General features: G+C 61.9%; 15 protein-coding genes. All 15 read left to right on the top strand.

Annotated elements, in window-relative coordinates; translation table 11 throughout:
- The first annotated feature begins 346 nt into the window (after window positions 1-346).
- The 15 genes from mraZ to CS919_RS07930 all read left to right on the top strand — a co-directional run bounded on the left by mraZ (window position 347) and on the right by CS919_RS07930 (window position 18,917).
- A complete protein-coding gene (mraZ, locus tag CS919_RS07995) occupies window positions 347-778 on the top strand; it encodes a division/cell wall cluster transcriptional repressor MraZ (protein WP_099298963.1) in 432 nt (143 codons plus the stop codon).
- Window positions 779-1,004: 226 nt separating this feature from the next.
- Entirely contained in the window at window positions 1,005-2,042 is a 1,038-nt protein-coding gene (gene rsmH / locus CS919_RS07990) for a 16S rRNA (cytosine(1402)-N(4))-methyltransferase RsmH (RefSeq protein WP_099298962.1), read from the top strand.
- A 59-nt stretch (window positions 2,043-2,101) separates the two neighbouring features.
- Window positions 2,102-2,938, top strand: coding sequence for a cell division protein FtsL (gene ftsL / locus CS919_RS10650; protein ID WP_143341773.1), 837 nt, complete (start codon window positions 2,102-2,104; stop codon window positions 2,936-2,938).
- Between the two features lie 177 nt (window positions 2,939-3,115).
- The gene (locus CS919_RS07985) at window positions 3,116-5,005 is read left to right on the top strand and encodes a peptidoglycan D,D-transpeptidase FtsI family protein (protein WP_099298961.1); all 1,890 of its coding nucleotides are present in this window, start codon (window positions 3,116-3,118) and stop codon (window positions 5,003-5,005) included.
- 2 nt (window positions 5,006-5,007) lie between these two features.
- On the top strand, window positions 5,008-6,654 hold the full coding sequence (locus CS919_RS07980; protein ID WP_099298960.1) for a UDP-N-acetylmuramoyl-L-alanyl-D-glutamate--2,6-diaminopimelate ligase: 1,647 nt from the start codon (window positions 5,008-5,010) through the stop codon (window positions 6,652-6,654).
- Window positions 6,655-6,660: 6 nt separating this feature from the next.
- The gene (locus CS919_RS07975) at window positions 6,661-8,175 is read left to right on the top strand and encodes a UDP-N-acetylmuramoyl-tripeptide--D-alanyl-D-alanine ligase (RefSeq protein WP_099298959.1); all 1,515 of its coding nucleotides are present in this window, start codon (window positions 6,661-6,663) and stop codon (window positions 8,173-8,175) included.
- Window positions 8,176-8,179: 4 nt separating this feature from the next.
- Window positions 8,180-9,280: a phospho-N-acetylmuramoyl-pentapeptide-transferase gene (gene mraY / locus CS919_RS07970; protein WP_099298958.1), complete on the top strand. Its 1,101-nt coding sequence runs from the start codon at window positions 8,180-8,182 to the stop codon at window positions 9,278-9,280.
- A 55-nt stretch (window positions 9,281-9,335) separates the two neighbouring features.
- Window positions 9,336-10,829 carry a UDP-N-acetylmuramoyl-L-alanine--D-glutamate ligase gene (gene murD / locus CS919_RS07965; RefSeq protein ID WP_099298957.1) on the top strand — a complete coding sequence of 498 codons (1,494 nt, stop codon included), beginning with the start codon at window positions 9,336-9,338 and terminating at the stop codon, window positions 10,827-10,829.
- On the top strand, window positions 10,829-12,457 hold the full coding sequence (gene ftsW / locus CS919_RS07960; protein WP_099298956.1) for a putative lipid II flippase FtsW: 1,629 nt from the start codon (window positions 10,829-10,831) through the stop codon (window positions 12,455-12,457). The genes murD and ftsW overlap by 1 nt, the downstream gene beginning before the upstream one ends.
- 6 nt (window positions 12,458-12,463) lie before the next feature.
- Window positions 12,464-13,582: an undecaprenyldiphospho-muramoylpentapeptide beta-N-acetylglucosaminyltransferase gene (gene murG / locus CS919_RS07955; RefSeq protein WP_099298955.1), complete on the top strand. Its 1,119-nt coding sequence runs from the start codon at window positions 12,464-12,466 to the stop codon at window positions 13,580-13,582.
- Between the two features lie 118 nt (window positions 13,583-13,700).
- Window positions 13,701-15,191: a UDP-N-acetylmuramate--L-alanine ligase gene (gene murC / locus CS919_RS07950; protein WP_099298954.1), complete on the top strand. Its 1,491-nt coding sequence runs from the start codon at window positions 13,701-13,703 to the stop codon at window positions 15,189-15,191.
- 3 nt (window positions 15,192-15,194) lie between these two features.
- Window positions 15,195-15,866, top strand: coding sequence for a cell division protein FtsQ/DivIB (locus tag CS919_RS07945; RefSeq protein ID WP_099298953.1), 672 nt, complete (start codon window positions 15,195-15,197; stop codon window positions 15,864-15,866).
- Window positions 15,867-16,068: 202 nt separating this feature from the next.
- A complete protein-coding gene (gene ftsZ, locus CS919_RS07940) occupies window positions 16,069-17,394 on the top strand; it encodes a cell division protein FtsZ (RefSeq protein ID WP_099298952.1) in 1,326 nt (441 codons plus the stop codon).
- A gap of 18 nt (window positions 17,395-17,412) precedes the next feature.
- A complete protein-coding gene (gene pgeF, locus CS919_RS07935; RefSeq protein WP_099299065.1) occupies window positions 17,413-18,135 on the top strand; it encodes a peptidoglycan editing factor PgeF in 723 nt (240 codons plus the stop codon).
- 89 nt (window positions 18,136-18,224) lie between these two features.
- The gene (locus CS919_RS07930; RefSeq protein ID WP_234990870.1) at window positions 18,225-18,917 is read left to right on the top strand and encodes a YggS family pyridoxal phosphate-dependent enzyme; all 693 of its coding nucleotides are present in this window, start codon (window positions 18,225-18,227) and stop codon (window positions 18,915-18,917) included.
- Window positions 18,918-18,991 lie beyond the last annotated feature (74 nt).

The raw sequence follows: 18,991 nt of genomic DNA, 5'->3' as shown, positions 1-18,991 counted from the left end.
CGCGATAACACCACGAACTCTGCAATGAGGGCGCAAAGATAAAGGGCCGACTGGTTGGCGCACAGCGGTGGGGTTGTCGCCCTGCAAACCCGGATTAAGAGTGCGCGAACCGTAGAGGAACCTGTGAATCTCACTTGCCGAAAATCTCGCCACAGGGAAAGATGGCGCAGGTCAGAGAAAACATCCGGGAATAGAAAGCCTTAAGTATTTGTTTAACGTTCGGCGCGTGGCTGTTCTAGTGGGGGACAGTGGGGTAAAGTGGGGCACGGCGACGCGCTGAATAACTGAACAGAGCTGGTGAAAAAGACAACGTTGTGTCGATCGGTAACAGGAAGGAGCCGCAGACATGTTCTTCGGCACCTTCACACCGAAGTTGGACGACAAAGGGAGACTCACCTTGCCGGCCAAGTTCCGCGAGGAACTGGCCGATGGGCTGATGGTGGTCAAAGGGCAGGATCGAAGCTTGGCGGTGTATCCGCGAGGTGAATTTATGGTCCGCGCCAAGAAGGCCGCAGCTGCTTCACGCACAAACCCCAGGGCACGAGCATTCGTGCGCAATCTGGCGGCGAGCGCCGACGAGCAGACTCCTGATTCGCAAGGCCGCATCACCATTCCCGCTGCACACCGCGATTACGCGGAACTCAGCAAAGAATGCGTGGTCATCGGCAATGTGGACTTCCTCGAAATTTGGGATGCCCAATCCTGGGAGGCCTACAGCGCCGAACATGAGGCTGACTTCTCAGTAGGCGATGACGAATCCTTCGCGGAGTTCCTCTAGAACTTTTTCGACACACAGAGTGTGCGCAGGCCCTTATCTGCGTGGACGACGTGACGTTTGATGTACTTCCCCGATATCAGACCCACACCCACGCAGGTAAGGCCCTGTTCACACTCTTTAACTTTGTCACCAGCTTTTTCACGTCGGCACGAAGCTGATTCCGCGAAGGGCGGCGTCGGCACAAAAGAACAGCAAGATCCCGCAACAGCACGAAAGGAGGACAACAATGAACCCACGCCAACCTGGCCACACCCCGGTCATGCGCGATCGGATGGTAGAGCTGGTGCAGCGGGGTGTCCAGTCCTCCGATGCGCCGGTGACGCCGGTAATTGTCGACGGCACGCTCGGCGCAGGTGGACACACCGAAGCATTCCTTGAGGCGATGCCGCAGGTAGTGGTGGTGGGGCTGGATCGCGACCCGAACGCGCTGGCAGAAGCCAACGAGCGGCTGGCTCGCTTCGGTGAGCGCTTCGTGAGCTACCGCACCCGCTTCGATGGCATCACCGATGCTTTGAACGAGCTGGCGGAACAGGGGCGCATCCCCACGGACGTGCGCGAACACGGAATCTCCGGATTCCTGTTTGACCTGGGTGTTTCCTCAATGCAGCTGGATCAAGCGGATCGTGGTTTTGCTTATAGCCAGGATGCACCGCTGGACATGCGGATGGATCCAGAGACTTCGCTGACCGCCGCGAACATCTTGAACACCTACTCGCACGGCGATCTGGCGCGGATCCTGAAGACCTACGGCGACGAGCGTTTCGCGGGCAAGATCGCCAGCGCTGTGCTCCGCGAGCGGGAAAAGGAAGCGTTCAGCGATTCCGGGCGCCTGGTGGAGCTGCTCTATGCGGTGATCCCGGCAGCGTCCCGGCGGACCGGTGGGCACCCCGCCAAGCGCACCTTTCAGGCATTGCGCATCGAGGTCAACGCGGAGCTGGAAGCACTGGAAAACGTGGTTCCCGCAGCGGCAAGTTGGCTGCACCTCGGCGGCATGGGCGTGTTCATGAGCTACCAGTCGCTGGAAGACAAGATCGTCAAGAAGGCGCTGGCTGAGCTCTCCGCCTCGCAGACCCCCGCCGGTCTGCCGATGGAACTTCCCGGATCAGAAGCGGAGTTCGAGCTGGTCACCCGCGGTGCAGAGAAGGCCACCGAAGAGGAAATCGAACTGAACTCTCGTGCCGCACCCGTGCGCGTGCGGGCTGCTGCTCGAGCGAGCATGCGGGGATACAGCACATTCCCCGTGCCCCCGAGGACAAAAACATGACCACGCGGATTCCCACCAACCCACGAGCAACCACCACACACTTTCCAGAAGGACACAGTATGACCACCGGAACGCTAAAGACCAGGAGCACCGCCTTACCACGCAGTGACTCTGGTGCGCGCTCGTACCAGTCCACGCGCAGCACTCGTACTTCGCGGACCGTGGAGCGGCCAGCCCAGCGAGGCGAACGGACCATCTCGCAGCCGCAGGCGTTGCAGGATCGACGCAAGCGCACGGGCCGTCTAGGCTCCCAGCAGCAAGTTTCGATGCGTGGTCGCCGGATTGCACCTCGGGATAACACTGATCCGCGGGCGCGCAACTTGGCCTTCTTCATGGCTTTCGCGCTGATTGCGGGCATCGTTTCGGTGATGTGGCTGTCCGGAATTACCACGGATCAGTCTTTCCAGATCGCGGATGCGCGCAAGCAGTCCACCAACTTGACCAATGAGCTGGAATCTTTGGAGCGGGATGTCTCTGATGCACAGTCTGCAGCCAACATTGCGGCCCGCGCCTCGGAATTGGGAATGGTGGTGCCGGATCAGACGGGTGTGTTGAACGTCAACGGCGACAAGGTAGACGAGCAGCGTCCAGCTGACGCTGCCGAGAACCGTCCGGTGATCGACGTCAACGGCACTAAGAAGCCAAGTACCGCAACGTCCGATCCAGCCCAGACGGCGAACGTGCCGGGACTGGCGCCTGAGAGCCCAACCGGTGCCGCAGCGCAGAACGGCACCGGCGAGGTTCCTTATTCCAATCAGAATTCTGCAGGCGGCGCAGCCGCGGGCAACCAGACTCCAGCGCCTGCTGCACCAGCACCAGCACCAGCCCCAGAGCCGGCACCGGCTGCGCCTACGACGGCTCCCGCGCCAGCGGCACCCGTCGCCCCACCAAACTGATCAGAAATTACCAACTAGTTACCCACCGTTGACCTCAACGAGGTAGACACGCAATCGAAGGACAACCGTTGGCTCACCCCATGCTGACGGAGACACGCCGGGCAGGTTGCCCGGCACATTGCGTTCAGCGGTGGACAATGAAGCAACATGCTGTCCGCAGAAAGGAGTGAGTAGGTTTTGGCACAACAGCGAAAGCCTCAATCTTCGCGTACTGCGGGAGCAAACAGCTGGTTGATTCTCGATAACAGCAGCGCCCGGTTCAGCAAGCGCCTGCGCATGGTCCTGAGCCTGATCTTGCTGCTGGTCATCGCACTGGTACTGCGCCTGACGTGGGTGCAGTTGATCGCCGGACCGTCATTGGCCGCGCAGGCGCAAATGCAGCGCACCACGGTGCTGGCCGAGCCTGCACACCGCGGAACAATCACGGACCGCAACGGCAATATTCTGGCCTACACCATGGAGGCTCGTTCGCTGTCCGTACACCCGGGCAAGCTTCGCGACTTCATGCAGGAGCGCCACGAACTCGACCCAGAAAACGTCCCAGAGCCGGACGAACGCCTGGATGAGATCGTCGAAAAGCTGCCGAAAATGATCGACCAAGAAGGCGCGGACATCAAGGAGTCCGACCTACGCAAGAAGCTCACCTCTGATGCCACCTATGAGGTCCTCGTACGCAATGTGGATCCGGACATCGCGCAAAAGGTGGTAGCTGAGTTCCCGGAGATCACCTCGGAGCGTCAAGACATTCGCCAATATCCCAACGGTGCAGTGGGAGACAACCTGATCGGAAAGATCAGCCAGGATGGCCAAGGCCAGTTTGGCTTGGAGCTGTCCCAGGACGCTCGCCTGCAGGGAATCAACGGATCCCGGACGGTGGACGTCGGCGGCGATGGATACGCCATCCCGGGCTCCGTCCGCGACGAACACCCACCGGTGGATGGAGATGCCTACCAGCTCTCTCTGGATCTGGATGCCCAGACGTATATCCAGCAGCAAGTTCAGCAGGCTAAGGACAATTCCAAGTCGAATTCCGCCAGCGTGGTGGTCCTGGATGTGCAGACCGGCCAGGTTGTAGCCATGGCCAGCTCCGATACCGTCGACCCGAACGGCGACGTGGAAAAGCAGCTGGATCAGGACAAGATCTTCGGCGACCGAAACACCACCAATGCCTTCGAGCCGGGTTCCGTGGCCAAGATCATGACCGCAGCAGCGGCAATCGAAGAGGGCAAAACCCGCCCATCTGAGGTTCTGCAGGTTCCCGGCAGCATTGAGATGGCGGGTGTGACCGTCAAGGATGCATGGGAGCACGGCACGGTTCCGTACACCACCACGGGCGTGTTCGGTAAGTCCTCCAACGTAGGTACGTTGATGCTGGCCCAGCGCGTGGGTGAGGAAAAGTTCAACCAGTACCTGCGCGATTTCGGCGTGGGTCAGGCCACCGGGGTGGGGCTGCCGAACGAGACGTCCGGCTACGTGCCGGAGCTCAACCAGTGGTCCGGCGGTACGTTTGCCAACCTGCCAATCGGCCAGGGCATGTCCATGAGCTTGTTGCAGATGACCAGCATCTATCAAGCGTTGGCCAATGACGGCAAGCGCATCGAGCCTCGCTTGGTGGAATCCATCACCACTGCGGATGGCTCTACCGTCAACCCGCCAGCACCGAAGGAAACCCAGGTGGTGTCCCCGGAAACTGCGAAAACGGTGGTGGATATGTTCCGCGCAGTTACCCAGTCTGATCCCACCGGCGTGCAGCAGGGCACGGGCGCTTCCGCATCTGTGGAGGGCTACCAGATTTCCGGCAAGACCGGAACGGCCCAGCAGATCAATAAAGACACCGGTGCGTATTCCAATTCGGATTATTGGATCACCTTCGCCGGTATCGCCCCAGCCGACAACCCTCGGTTTGCCATTGGTGTGATGCTCGATGACCCAGAGCGCGGCACCGATGGTGGTGGCGGCGGTTCAGCAGCTCCTTTGTTCCACGACATCGCATCGTGGCTGCTGGATCATTACAACGTTCCTTTGTCCGGTGACCCCGGCCCGATGCTGATGTTGGAGAAGCAGTAGTTATGACCACCCTCATTGAATTAGCGCGCCTCACCGGAGGCTCCCTTTTGCCTGATCCAGGAACTGCTGGACGGGTTGAGGTAGCCACCTGCACGCTGAGCTCCGACGAAGCCGGCACGGACACGCTGTTTTGCGGCGTGCCCGGCACCCGTACTCATGGCGCATCCTTTGCGGTGGATTCCGGTGCACCGGCTGTACTGACGGATTCCGAGGGTGCTGCGATTATCTCTGCGGCTAGTCCTGAGTTGCCTGTGTTAGTTGTCGACGACGTCCGCCGTTGGATGGGCGAAGTTGCAGCCGAGATTTACGGGCATCCCTCCAGCAAGCTAACCGTGGTGGGCATCACCGGCACCTCCGGCAAGACCACCACCAGCTACTTGGTGGAACGTGCGTTGATGGACAGCCATTCGGTGGGCATCGTCGGCACCACAGGCACCCGCATCAATGGTCGCCCGGTGGAAACCAAGCTGACTACCCCGGAGGCGCCCACCATGCAGGCCCTGCTGGCTCGCATGGTCGAGGAAGGGGTCACGCACGTGGTGATGGAGGTTTCCTCCCACGCACTGGCGCTGGGGCGGGTGCGCGGTATTGGTTTCGACGCCGCCGCGTTCACGAACTTGAGCCAGGATCACCTGGATTTCCATCCCACGATGGAGGACTACTTCCAGACCAAGGCCAGCTTGTTCAGTGCGGAATATGGCGATCCAGTGCCAGTGATCTGCGCAGATGACGAGTGGGGACAGCGGCTGGCACAACAGGTGCTGCGCAAGGCGGAATCCGCGACCGACGTGGCAGCTTTGTCCTATGTGGTGACCACGAATCCGGAAGCCGCTGCGGCGACCAGCGAGTTGCCGGTATGGCACTGGAATGCCGATGACGTGCGCGTACAGCCCAACGGCACTCAGCTGATCCACGTTTCCCGCACCGGCCGCACGGCCTTGGCGGAGCGCGCGGACAACGAAGACTTTGAATACAGCATCGCGCTGGCGGGGAGTTTCAACGTGCCTAACAGCCTGCTGGCCCTGGCGTGTGTTGACGCACTGGGAGAGCAGCAGGACGCGGGAAGCGCCGCGGAACTCGCCACTCGCATCGCAGAGGTGCGGGTGCCGGGCCGTATGCAGGCCATCAATGTGGGTCAGCCCTTCCTGGCGATGGTGGACTACGCCCATAAGCCAGGCGCGGTGGCCAGTGTGGTGCAGACTCTGGTGGACTACATTCCGGCAAAAGACGGTCGCATCGCCATGGTTCTCGGCGCAGGTGGAAATCGCGATCACGATAAGCGCCCAAAAATGGGGTACGAAGCAGCTCGCGTGGCAGATGCCGTGTTCGTGACGGATGATAATCCCCGGGACGAACAACCAGCAGACATTCGGGCGCAAGTCCTGGAGGGGACGCAGCGGGCGGCGTCGGAAAGAAACGATCACCCCGTGCACATCGAAGAGGTCGCCGACCGAGCTGAAGCGATCTCCAAGGCCGTGCGCTGGGCTCGTCCGGGTGATGCGATTGTGGTGGCTGGCAAGGGGCACGAAAAGGGCCAGCTGGTTGCGGGCGTGATGCACGACTTTGATGATGTGGCCGTCCTGACGTCGGAGCTCAACGCTCTGATGGCGGACAACGGTGAGACGACAGACCACGGTGAGAGGAGCTAGGAAGACATGATTGAACTAAAGCTGGGGGAGATCGCCGACGTCACCGGAGGCAGTCTCATCAACGGCGCCGATCCCGAGGCTGTCATCGCTGGTCCCGTGGAGTTCGATTCCCGCGTGATCAAGCCGGGGCAGATCTTCATGGCGCTGCCGGGCGCGCGCGTGGACGGTCACGATTTTGCGCAGGGCGCGCTGGACGACGGCGCGTCGCTGCTGCTGGTGGGGCGTCCCATTGAACTGCCCGCGTTGCTCGCGGCGCCGGTTGAGACCTCCGAGGAGGCGGCCAATGCCTCTGCGTTTGAGCACGATAACGAAGGCCACGGCGCGGCAGTGCTGGCCGCAGTGGACAAGCTGGCTCGGCACAACACGGATCGCCTGGTGGCCGAGGAAGGCCTGACCGTGGTGGGCGTGACCGGGTCTGCGGGCAAGACCTCCACGAAGGATCTGCTCGGCGCTGTGTTGCGTGCGGCGGGGGAGACCGTGGCGCCTCCGGGCAGTTTCAACAACGAGATTGGCCTGCCATACACCGCGCTGCGCGCTGGTCGCAGCACTAAGTTCCTCGTCTCCGAGATGTCCGCTCGAGGCGTGGGCCATATCCGCCACCTCACCGAGGTCACTCCGCCGTCCGTCGGTGTGGTGCTCAACGTGGGCAGCGCGCACCTGGGCGAGTTCGGTTCGCGTGAAGCCATCGCGCAGGCCAAGGGCGAGTTGGTGGAATCCTTGCAGGCAGAGGGCCTTGCGGTTCTCAATGCCGACGACGACAAGGTCAATGCCATGGACGCGCGCACCCAAGCGCGAGTGGTGCGTTACTCCACCAGCGAGACCACGGGTAAGGCTGGCCGCGCGGAGTACTACGCCACCAACATCGCTTTAGACGAGGTGGCACGCGCTGAGTTCGACATGCACTATCCCGGTGGCGAGCCAGTGCACATCAGCCTGGGTGTGTTCGGCGCGCATCAGGTATCGAATGCACTGGCCGCTGCGGCGGTGGGCATTGAGCTGGGCATGGACCCACAAGTTGTGGCTGATGCACTGTGCTCGCACGTGGCTGCCAGCGCCAACCGCATGGACGTGCGCACCCGCGAAGACGGCGTGACCGTGATCAACGATTCGTATAACGCCAACCCGGAATCCATGCGGGCAGGAATCGATGCTTTGGCTTATACCGCGGCCGGTCGCCCGGACGCGGCGAGCTGGGCGGTGCTGGGCCAGATGGGCGAGCTCGGCGAGGATGGCTCGGACGAGCACACGGAGCTGGGCACGTTCTTGGCCAGCCGGCGCGTTGATCACGCCGTGATTGTGGGGCGTGGAGTCAACCAGAGAGCCTTGTCTCATTCTGCAAAGGCCGAGGGCGTGGATAGCCAGCTGGTGGATGACATCGATGCCGCCGTCAACTTGTTGGATCTTCAACTGCGTCCGAATGACGTGGTGCTAGTCAAGGCTTCGTATAGTGACGGACTGTGGGGCGTAGCCCAAGGGCTCTTGGCGAATCGCCGGGGCGAAGTGAACGAGGGAGACAACTAAGACCATGATGCAGATCTTTATTGGAGGCGCGGTGGCGTTTCTGGTCACCGTGTTTTTCACTCCCGTTCTCATCAAGAAGTTTTCCGCGGAGGGCTTGGGCCAGGAGATCCGCGAGGATGGCCCCCAGTCGCACTTGAAGAAGCGGGGCACGCCGACGATGGGCGGCATCGCCATCATCGCCGGTTTAGTGTTGGGATTCCTCGCTGCTGCGGTAGCTGGACTGCTCACTTCGGGTGCCGGTCCTGGTGCATCCGGGTGGATCGTGCTGGGTCTGACCCTGTCCCTTGGAGCCGTGGGCTTTGCCGATGATTACATCAAGCTGGTCAAAGGCCGGAACTTGGGTTTGAACGCCAAGGCCAAGTTGATTTGCCAGTTGGCCATCGCAGTGATTTTCAGCGTGCTGGTTCTGCAGTTCCCGGACGCACGTGGTTTGACGCCCGCCAGCACCAACCTGTCCTTCATCCGTGATATCTCCACCTTCAACATCGCCATCGGCGGTGCCATCCTGGGCGGCGCGTTGTTCATGGTGTTCATCTACCTGGTGATCTCCGCGTGGTCGAATGCCGTGAATCTCACCGATGGTTTGGATGGCTTGGCTTCCGGCGTGACGGCCATCGTGATGGGCGCCTACGTGCTGATCACTTTCTGGCAGTTCCGTAACTCGTGTTCTTATGGCGCGTCCGTGGGCTGCTACTCCGTGCGCGACCCCCTGGATCTGGCGATTTTGGCTTCGGCCGCTTTGGGCGCCTGCTTGGGCTTCCTCTGGTGGAACGCCGCTCCCGCGAAGATCTTTATGGGCGATACTGGATCCTTGGCGCTGGGTGGGTTGGTGGCGGGCTTGTCCGTGACCACGCACACCGAGTTGTTGATGATCATCATCGGTTGCATCTTCGTGGCGGAGGCCGCCAGCGTGGTGATCCAGGTGGGATCCTTCAAGGCCACCGGCAAGCGCGTGTTCCGCATGGCTCCGATCCACCACCACTTCGAAAATGGTGGTTGGGCGGAGACCACCGTGGTGGTGCGTTTCTGGTTGATCGCGGCATTGGCTGCAATCAGCGGTTTTGCGCTGTTCTACGGCGAGTGGCTGACCACCACCGGTTTCTAAGTTTTCACCGAATCCCCGCACACCACACCACAGCACGTTAGTGAGGCGACTGACCATGACTCAGCAGACACTTTCCCCAGCCGAGGCACTGAGCCGCATGCTGGATTCTCGCGGTGTGTTGGTGGCAGGCGCCGGGGTAGCTGGTCGGGGAGTGCTGACGATGTTGCGGCACCTCGAGGCGCCCTCGATCGTTATTGCCGACGACAACGTGACCGAATCTGCCTTACTGACCATGGAGACCCCAGCGCACGCCGCGGAAACCTACGTTGCGGTGGAGCAAGCCCGCAGCGTGCTACGAGGCGAGTCTGAGGATTCTCCCGTGCCCGGACTGGTCATCACGTCCCCCGGCTGGCGTCCGGATTCCTCACTGCTCGTGGAAGCTCAAGAGGCCGGTATTCCCGTGATCGGGGATATTGAGGCCGCGTGGTTGGCTGATCAGGCGGAGGCCTTCGGCCCGTCCCGCACGTGGGTGGCCATCACCGGCACGAACGGCAAGACCACCACCACCGCCATGCTCACCGCCATGCTGGTGGCGGATGGTCAAGCAGCCGTGGCGGTGGGCAATATCGGCACGCCTCCGGGAATCGCGCTCACCGCAGACTTGCGCGGCGAACCGCGGGCGAACGTCCTAGTCGCTGAGGTTTCCAGCTTCCAATTGCACTGGGCGCCGTCGTTCCATCCTCACGTGGGCTGCGTGCTGAACCTCGCAGACGACCACCTAGATTGGCACGGAAGCTACGCGGGATACGCGGATGCGAAGGCACGGGTATTCCGCGCCGACACTGCAGTGATTCCTTCCGCCGAGGCAGAAGTGCTGAAAACTATCGAGCGTCTGTGGCCCACTGAAGCTGAGCGCCCGTGGGCTACCGCGCGCCTGTTTAGCGCGGGCGAAACCCACGATGTTCTGCAGGCCGAGCACAACGTGGGCATCCGGGATGGAAAGGTGGTTGAACTCGATGAGGAGATCGTGCTGGCCAGCGCCGAAGGCATTTCCCCTCCGGGGCCCGCCGGATTGGCCGATGCTGCAGCCGCCGCCGCGATGGCGCGCAGCGTGGGAGTTCATCCCAGAAGCATCGCCGAGGCTCTGAGTTCCTTCCGCGTCCAAGCCCACCGGGGACAGGTAGTGGCCACCACCGCGGGAGCGCAGTGGATCGATAACTCCAAGGCCACCAACCCCCATGCCGCCGCGGCTGCCCTGAAGGGCCAGAGCAACGTGGTGTGGATCGCTGGCGGTCAGCTCAAGGGAGCAGCCATCGAGCCATTGATTCGCGATGTGGCATCCAGCCTCAAGGCAGCGGTTGTGCTGGGCACGGACCGCCAACGTATTGCTAATGCTCTTGCCGAACTCGCTCCAGAGGTGCCCGTCAGCCTCGTCGACGAGACCGATCCGGAAGAGGCAATGCGCTCCGTAGTGAGTCATGCACTCTCGTTCGCGGCTGAGGGCGATAACGTCATTCTTGCCCCCGCAGCAGCATCGCTGGATATGTACACAGGCATGAGCCAACGCGGGGATCTATTCGCACAGTTCGCCATGGAAGGTGGCCAGTGATGAGCACCCGGATGCCGGAGAAGAACTCCCGCGCACGCCGCCCCCAAGCTGCCCAGAAGCAGCTGTCGAACAACGCGGAACGGAACGAGTCAGCGCGGGTCTGGAAGACACTGGGCAGCCGCGTACAGGAAGTGCTCTCGAAGCCGCAACTCAACTACATGGTGATTCTCACCGTGACCATGCTGCTGACCGGGCTGGGCTTGGTCATGGTGCTGAGCTCGTCGATGGTGAACTCGCGCGCCAGCGGTGGCAGCGTGTACACGGAGTTTTTCCGCCAGGCTGCCATCGTGGTAGTCGGTTTGATTGCGATGTGGTTTGCGCTGCGCATTTCGCCGCAGCGGATGCGTAAGCTCTCGCCATATCTCATGGGGCTTGCTTTCATATTGCTGATTGCGGTGCTCGTTCCTGGCGTGGGTGTGGGCGGCGACGAAGTGGGTTCCAACTCGTGGATTCGTTTCGCCGGCGTGGGCATCCAGCCCTCGGAGGCGGCCAAGCTAGCTCTCGCCGTGTTTGGTTCCTCGGTGGCGGCGCACGGCATTGCCAAGTACAACACCGTGAATCAGGCACTGGGACCGTTGTTTGCGGCCGGCGGAGTATTCATGCTCCTGGTCATGTTGCAGAAGGATCTGGGCATGATGCTCTTGGTGGGCATCGTCATGCTCGCGCTGGTGTTCTTCGCAGGCGCAAACCAGCGCGCATTCTTGGGCGCGCTTGGAATCATCTTTTTGGTTGGTATGGGGGCCATCGCCTTGCAGGCGTATCGTTCCGCCCGCATCACCACGTGGATAGACGCGCTGTTTTTGAACTTCTCTGATTCGTCCACACAAGGTTCTGCCTATCAGTCCCATCAGGGCATTCTTTCTCTTTCCGACGGCGGTTTCACCGGCCTGGGCTTGGGCCAATCCCGCGCTAAGTGGTTCTACCTACCGGAGGCCACCAATGACTTCATCTTCGCTGTGGTGGGCGAGGAGCTGGGCTTCTTAGGTGCCATCCTGGTGGTGGTGCTGTTCGGTCTGCTGGGTTGGTTCGGAATCCGTACGGCGCTAAAGCACACCGATCCGTTCATGCGCATGCTGTCTGCCACCCTGACTTTGGGTGTGGTGGTGCAGGCGATGATCAACATCGGCTACGTGGTGGGCCTGCTGCCTGTGACCGGTATCCAGCTGCCGTTGATCTCCGCCGGTGGTACCTCTGCGGTGATCACGCTGATCGCCATGGGACTGTTGGCCAACTGCGCTCGCCACGAGCCAGAAACGGTCTCGTCGATGCAGCACGAGGGCCGTCCTTTGATCGACCGGATCCTCATGCTCCCCGAGCCTCTGCCAGTGATCGCTGGTGCGGAACGCCGCCAGGATCACCGAAACACCACCCAGCAGTTCGGTGAACCTGTCACCCGTCAACGCGGGGGCGCGGGCCGAGTGGGTCAGGATGCTCGACGCGAGCGCGATCGGCTGGAGGAGTCTCGCCGAAGGGTCGGTGCCGAGTTCCACGAACGCGACTACGATGGTCGCAGACACGGTTCGCTTCCCCCCGTGCGCGAAACTCGCTCCGAGCGGGCGGCGCGCGAAGGAATGCCGCGGACCACACAGGCTCGACGAAGCAATCGCCCGGACTCAAGGAGGCGCTAAAACCCTATGAGCGAGACTCGGAACAACGATGCGAGTTCAACGCTGTCTGTGGTTGTTGCAGGCGGTGGAACGGCGGGCCACATCGAGCCCGCATTGGCGGTCGCTGAAGCAGTACGCCGGTTGGTGCCAGACGCACGAATCACCGCGCTGGGAACTCCACGCGGGCTGGAGAGCGTGCTGGTGCCTGCCCGTGGCTTTGACCTGCGGATGATTCCGCCAGTGCCCGTTCCCCGTAAGCCGAACAAAGACGCACTGACGTTGCCTTTGCGCCTGCGTAAGGCCATCACGGAGACCAAGAAGGTGCTCAAGGACGTCCAGGCGGATGTGCTGATTGGCTTCGGCGGATACGTTTCCGCCCCCGCGTATTTGGCTGCCAAGACCCTGGGCATTCCGTTCTTCGTGCATGAGGCAAATGCTCGGGCTGGGGTGGCGAACAAGCTGGGCGTGAAGCTCGGTGGCACCGCGCTGGCCGCAGTAGAGGGCTCTGGGTTGGATGCGGAAATCATCGGCATCCCTGTCAAGGAGTCCGTGCTGGAGCTGGACCGCGGAGCAATCCGCGAGGAGGCCCGCGAGTTCTTCGGTGTGGATCAGGACGCGCCTCTGCTGCTGGTCACCGGGGGTTCTCAGGGCGCCCAATCCATCAACAACGCGATGGCAGAAGCGCAGCAGATCCTGGCCGATAGTCGCGTGGGCGTGCTGCACGCCTACGGCAAGAAGAATTCTTTTGACGTCACGTCCAGTGGTGGACCAGCGTATGTCGCCGTGCCGTACATCGATCGGATGGACTTGGCTTACGCGGCCGCGGACATGGTGCTGTGCCGCTCCGGAGCGATGACCGTGGCAGAAGCTTCCGCGGTGGGGCTGCCTGCCGTCTATGTGCCTCTGCCACATGGAAATGGCGAACAAGAGCTCAATGCGCGCCCGGTCGTTGCGGCTGGTGGCGGGGTGATTGTGCCGGACGCGGAACTTTCTGCGCAGCGAGTGGCGCGAGAAGTAGTTCCTGTCTTGCGCGATCCGCAGCGCTTGGCGGAAGCCTCCGCTGCCGCTGCCCAAGCGGGTCACCGGGATGCTGCGCACAACATCGCGCAGAAGCTGGTGGATGCGGCGGCTATGGGCGCAAAGTAGTCGGCGACTCGGGTAGTGAGCCGACCCGTGTCACCGCTGCCCGGTGGAAGCCCAAGCGCACCACAATTTCATAATTCTTCAATCACAACTCTTCGTCTTCGAAAGGCCGTGTTCTTCCATGACACTTCCCGCAGCTGATCTTTCCCGTGTCCACATGGTGGGCATCGGCGGAGCAGGCATGTCCGGCATCGCCCGTATCTTGCTGGCGCGCGGACACCAGGTCAGTGGTTCCGACATGAAGGATTCGCGCAGCATCCTGGCCTTAACCAGTGCCGGAGCGAAGGTGGCGATTGGACACGCGGCGGAGAACCTGGATTTGCTTGGGGACAAGCCTACGGTGGTGGTCACTTCCTTCGCGGCGATCCCGCAGGACAACCCGGAACTTCAGGGCGCACGCGAGCTAGGCATCCCTGTACTGCGCCGCTCGGACGTCCTAGCGCTGCTGATGGAAGATCGGCGCGCGCTGCTGCTGGCGGGAACGCACGGCAAAACGTCTACGACGTCCATGGCCGTCGCTGCTCTGCAGGCCGCGGGTACTGATCCCTCCTTCGCCATCGGCGGTCAGCTCAACCGTGCGGGTACCAATGCGCACCACGGCACTGGAGATATTCTCGTCGCGGAGGCAGATGAATCCGACGGATCCTTCCTGTCCTACTCCCCAATGGTGGCTGTCATTACCAACGTGGAGCCAGACCACCTGGATTACTTCGGCACGGAAGAGGCATACCGACAGGTCTTCGTGGACTTCGCCCAGCGCGTTCAGCCCGGCGGGGCACTGGTGGTCTGCGTGGATGATCCCGGCGCAGCGCAGTTGGGTACGTACGTGGCCTCGGGTCAATGGGCGGAAGATCGTGGAGAAGCGGGTGAGCCACACCCCATCACCGTGTGGGGTTATGGCACGCGTGAGGCCATCGATGCACACCCAGAAATTCCGGCGGGCGCTGTCGTCGAAAATATGACGATCACCCCACAGGGCACCCACGCCAGCATCACGCTCCCTGCTCTGGAGGATCAGCGCATCGAACTGCAGGTTCGTATTCCGGGCGCGCACATGGTCCTCAACGCCACGTCGGCGCTGCTGGGTGGTGCGTTGTTGGGTGCGGACGTTGCCAAGCTGGCGGAGGGAATCGGTGATTTCGATGGTGTTCGACGCCGCTTCGACTACCACGGCGAAGCAGCCGGCGTGCAGGTCTATGACGATTACGCACACCACCCCACGGAGATCACCGCAGTGCTGACCGCTGCCCGCGAGCGCGTGGTGGCCACCGGATTGGGCAAAATCATCGCAGTGTTCCAGCCACACCTGTACTCCCGAACCATGACCTTCGCGCGCGAGTTCGGCGAAGCGCTCTCGCTGGCGGATGAAGTGATCCTGATGGAGATCTTCGGCGCTCGGGAAGACCCCGTAGAAGGCGTGGATTCCCGAATCATTGGCGAGCACATCGATGGCACGTGGGACTATCAGCCGGTGTTCAACGCGGTGCCGCAGGATGTGGTGGAGCGTGCGAACAGCGGAGACATGGTGCTGACCATCGGCGCGGGCACGGTGACGATGCTGGCCGATGAAATTCTGCTGGCGCTGCAGGATGCAGACGCAGCGGGGGAATAGACCATGAAGAAGAACTCTCGTCGCAGGCTTCCCGCGCTCATCGCGGCGCTGGTGGTGCTGCTCGCGATCGCGGGCATCTGCGTGTACTTCATCCCGCTAGTGAAGGTGAAGAACATCGAGGTGCACGGCGCCACGAATGCGGATACCGCACAGGTTGCTGAAGCCACGGGTATTTCCGTGGGCGAGAACATGCTGCGTGTAGATTCCGCTGCGGCGGCGAAGAACGTGGCTTCCGTCCCGTGGGTGGAAAAGGTTACGGTGTCCCGTTCGTGGCCGTCGACGATCACGGTCGACGTCTCCGAGCACCAGCCCGTGGGTTATGTCAAGGACAAAGGCACGCCCCTGGCTGTCAATGAGCACGGGCAGGTCTTCCTCAGCGGCGCGCAACCCGAAGGTGCCGTGGAGTTCCGCAACGTCAAGGCCGACGATGCGGCAGCCATCGAAGCAGCGGCCCAGGCCGTGGTGGCACTGCAGCCACAGGTTCGCGAGCAATTGGAATACATGTCCGTCAAGAATGCGGAGAGCATCGAACTGCACTTCCGCGAAGATCGGACAGTGTTCTGGGGTTCGGCCGATAGGGCGCGGGAAAAGGCGGAGGCCACGCGCGTGGTTCTGCTGCGTGACGGCGCGGAATGGAACGTTTCGAACCCCGCCATCCCGGCTCTTGATAGTTAAAGTAGAACTTTAGACCTACGACACGCAACTAAAAATGTGCGCGTAAATGACACGCGTGGCAGTCATGATGGTTAGCAAGATCGGACTCCAAAACCGGATCGCTACAGACCAACAAAGACCACACAGTCACAGTCACCGACGACCTCCTCGAGCCCCGAGAGGTTCACGTCACAGGGACGTCAAGAAAGGCGGAGCACAGGATATGACCACTCCAGGAAACCACCTAGCCGAGATCAAGGTGGTTGGTGTCGGCGGCGGCGGCGTCAACGCTGTCAACCGCATGATCGATGAGAAGCTCCAGGGCGTTGAATTCATCGCGATCAACACGGACGCGCAGGCGCTCATGCTCACCGATGCAGACGTCAAGCTGGACATCGGCCGCGAAGAAACCCGTGGCCTCGGCGCGGGCGCTAACCCGGATGTCGGACGCAAGTCCGCTGAGGATCACAAGGACCAGATCGAGGAGATCCTCTCCGGCGCAGACATGGTGTTTGTGACCGCTGGCGAGGGCGGCGGCACCGGCACCGGTGCGGCTCCCGTAGTGGCCAACATCGCCAAGAAGCAGAACGCACTGACCGTCGGCGTAGTGACTCGTCCCTTCACCTTCGAGGGTCGTCGCCGTGGCAAGCAAGCTCTGTCCGGCATCGACGAGCTGCGCGACGTGTGCGATACGTTGATCGTTATTCCAAACGACTCTCTGCTGCGCATGAGCGACGAAGAGCTGTCCATGATGGAAGCTTTCCGCAAGGCCGATGAGGTTCTGCTCTCCGGTGTGGAAGGAATCACCAAGCTGATCACCACCCCAGGTGTGATCAACGTGGACTTCGCCGACGTGCGCTCCGTCATGACGGACGCCGGCTCCGCACTGATGGGCATCGGTACTGCGCGCGGCGAGAGCCGTGCGATCAAGGCCACCGAATCTGCCATCAACTCCCCACTGCTGGAGTCCACCATGAAGGGCGCCAAGGGCGTGCTGCTTTCCTTCGCTGGTGGCTCTGACCTGGGCCTCATGGAGGTTTCCCAGGCTGCAACTCTGGTGGAGGATCTGGCAGACGAGGATGCCAACATCATCTTCGGCACCATCATCGACGACCAGCTGGGAGACGAGGTCCGCGTGACCGTCATCGCCACCGGCTTCGACGATTCCCCATCCGCAGATTCCCGCGATCAGCGCAACGGCCAGCAGCGCCCATCCGCCGCACCAACGCAGAGCGCGACCATCTTCGGTGGCGAAGAGCCAGCTCAGCCTTCCGTATCCCCGCTGCCGCAGCACGCAGTGGAGCAGCCTGCTGAGCAGTCTCGCCACGCACAGGGCGGCTACGGCCAGCAGGAGTCTCGCCCATCAAGTAGCTTCGCGCAGCGCACTCGCTCGGATGTCCCACGTGGCGATGGCTACCCCGGCCAGAGCAACGGTGGCCTGTTCACCTCCCGAGGTGAGGATCGCTACTCGAACGATCGCTACGCATCTGACCAGCGCTTTGCCGCGCAGGACGATGAAGACGATCTGGATCTCCCAGACTTCCGATAGATCAGGAATCACGTGAGCATTCAGTCAGAACAGCCCACTGTCCGCAAGGTATTCACCAACCGGCACGGCGGGTTTTCTGCAGGTCCGTATTCCTCCTTCAACCTGGGCGATCACGTCAAAGATGATCCCCGGGCAGTAGCGCAGAACCGCGAACGGCTGGCAGACATCATCGGCCTGCCCGCCGAGCGCGTGGTCTACATGGAACAGATCCATTCCCCCAACGTCACGGAAGTGACCGCGGACATGGTGGGCGCCGGTCCCATCGAGGCCACGGATGCGTTGGTCACCACCGTCCCCGGAGTGGCTCTGGCGGTGCTAACCGCCGATTGCGTGCCGCTGTTGCTCTCGGACGAATCCGCCGGAGTGATCGCCGCGGTGCACGCTGGCCGGATGGGTGCTCGCAATGGAGTGGTGCGCAGAACCATCGCCCGCATGGAAGAGCTGGGAGCCATTCCCGCACAGATCCATGCCTTGATGGGTGCCGCTGCCAGCGGCACCAACTACGAGGTCCCCGATTCCATGGCAGCAGATGTGGAGTCCAAGCTGCCAGGCTCACGAACCACCACAGCCCAAGGGACAAGTGGTGTGGATATCCGGGCCGGCCTCACCCGCCAGCTGCTCGGCCTCGGCGTTCGTTTGATCGACGCCGACCCGCGCTGCACGGTAGAAGACAAGAATTTTTTCTCTTACCGTCGTGAGGGTGTGACCGGTCGCCAAGCCGGCATCACCTGGATGCCGTAGAGCCATGGCTCGAAGTTTTCGGCGCGGCGAGTATGGCGTCGGGAATAAAGAAACACCGAAGTCCCCAGATGAAGGAGCGAGAACACCGAATGGACGCACAAGGTACGCGCGCCGAGGAATTGGCGCACCGGCTCCGGGACGTTCGGCAACGCATCGCGATCGCCGGTGGGGCAGACCTGCTGCCCATCACCAAGTTTCACCCTGTGGAAGACGTGCAGGCTCTCGCCGGATTCGGCGTGGGTGCCGTGGGGGAGAACCGCGAACAGGAAGCGCGTGCCAAAGCGGAGGTGCTGCAAGGAACCCCCGAGATTCACATGGTGGGGCAAGTGCAGTCCAAGAAGGCCAACTCGGTGGCGCGGTGGGCTGCAGCCGTGCACACCGTGGATTCCCGGAAGCTGGTGGAAGGCTTCGAAAGAGGCGCCACGCTGGCGATCGCCCGCGGTGACCGGGAGGGCGCGCTGCCCGTCTTGCTGCAGTTCAGTGCAGACGGCGACCCACAACGCGGGGGAGCAGTGGCCGAGGATATCGACGCCCTGGCCGATGCGGTGGCAGTCGCCGATCACCTGGAGCTGCGGGGTTTGATGACCGTTCCTCCTCTCGACACAGACGCGGCCGCTGTCTTTGCTGCCGGCCGCAAACTGCTTGATTCAATCTCCGACCGCGTGCTGGGCGCGCCCGTCTATTCGGCGGGGATGAGTCACGATTTGGAAATCGCAATTGCCGAGGGCTCAACGCTGGTGCGTGTCGGAACGGACATCATGGGCCCAAGGCCAGTAATTTAGACCACGAAAAGTTGCCGTATCGTGGCTGGTAGCAACGAAAGCAGCACATGTATGTGCAGCCAGATATCGGCACA

The sequence above is a fragment of the Corynebacterium dentalis genome (genome assembly GCF_900232865.1).
GTDB classification, from domain to species: Bacteria; Actinomycetota; Actinomycetes; order Mycobacteriales; family Mycobacteriaceae; genus Corynebacterium; species Corynebacterium dentalis.
Note: the sequence above shows the minus strand (reverse complement) of the source record. Positions and strands in the feature narration are given on the sequence as shown.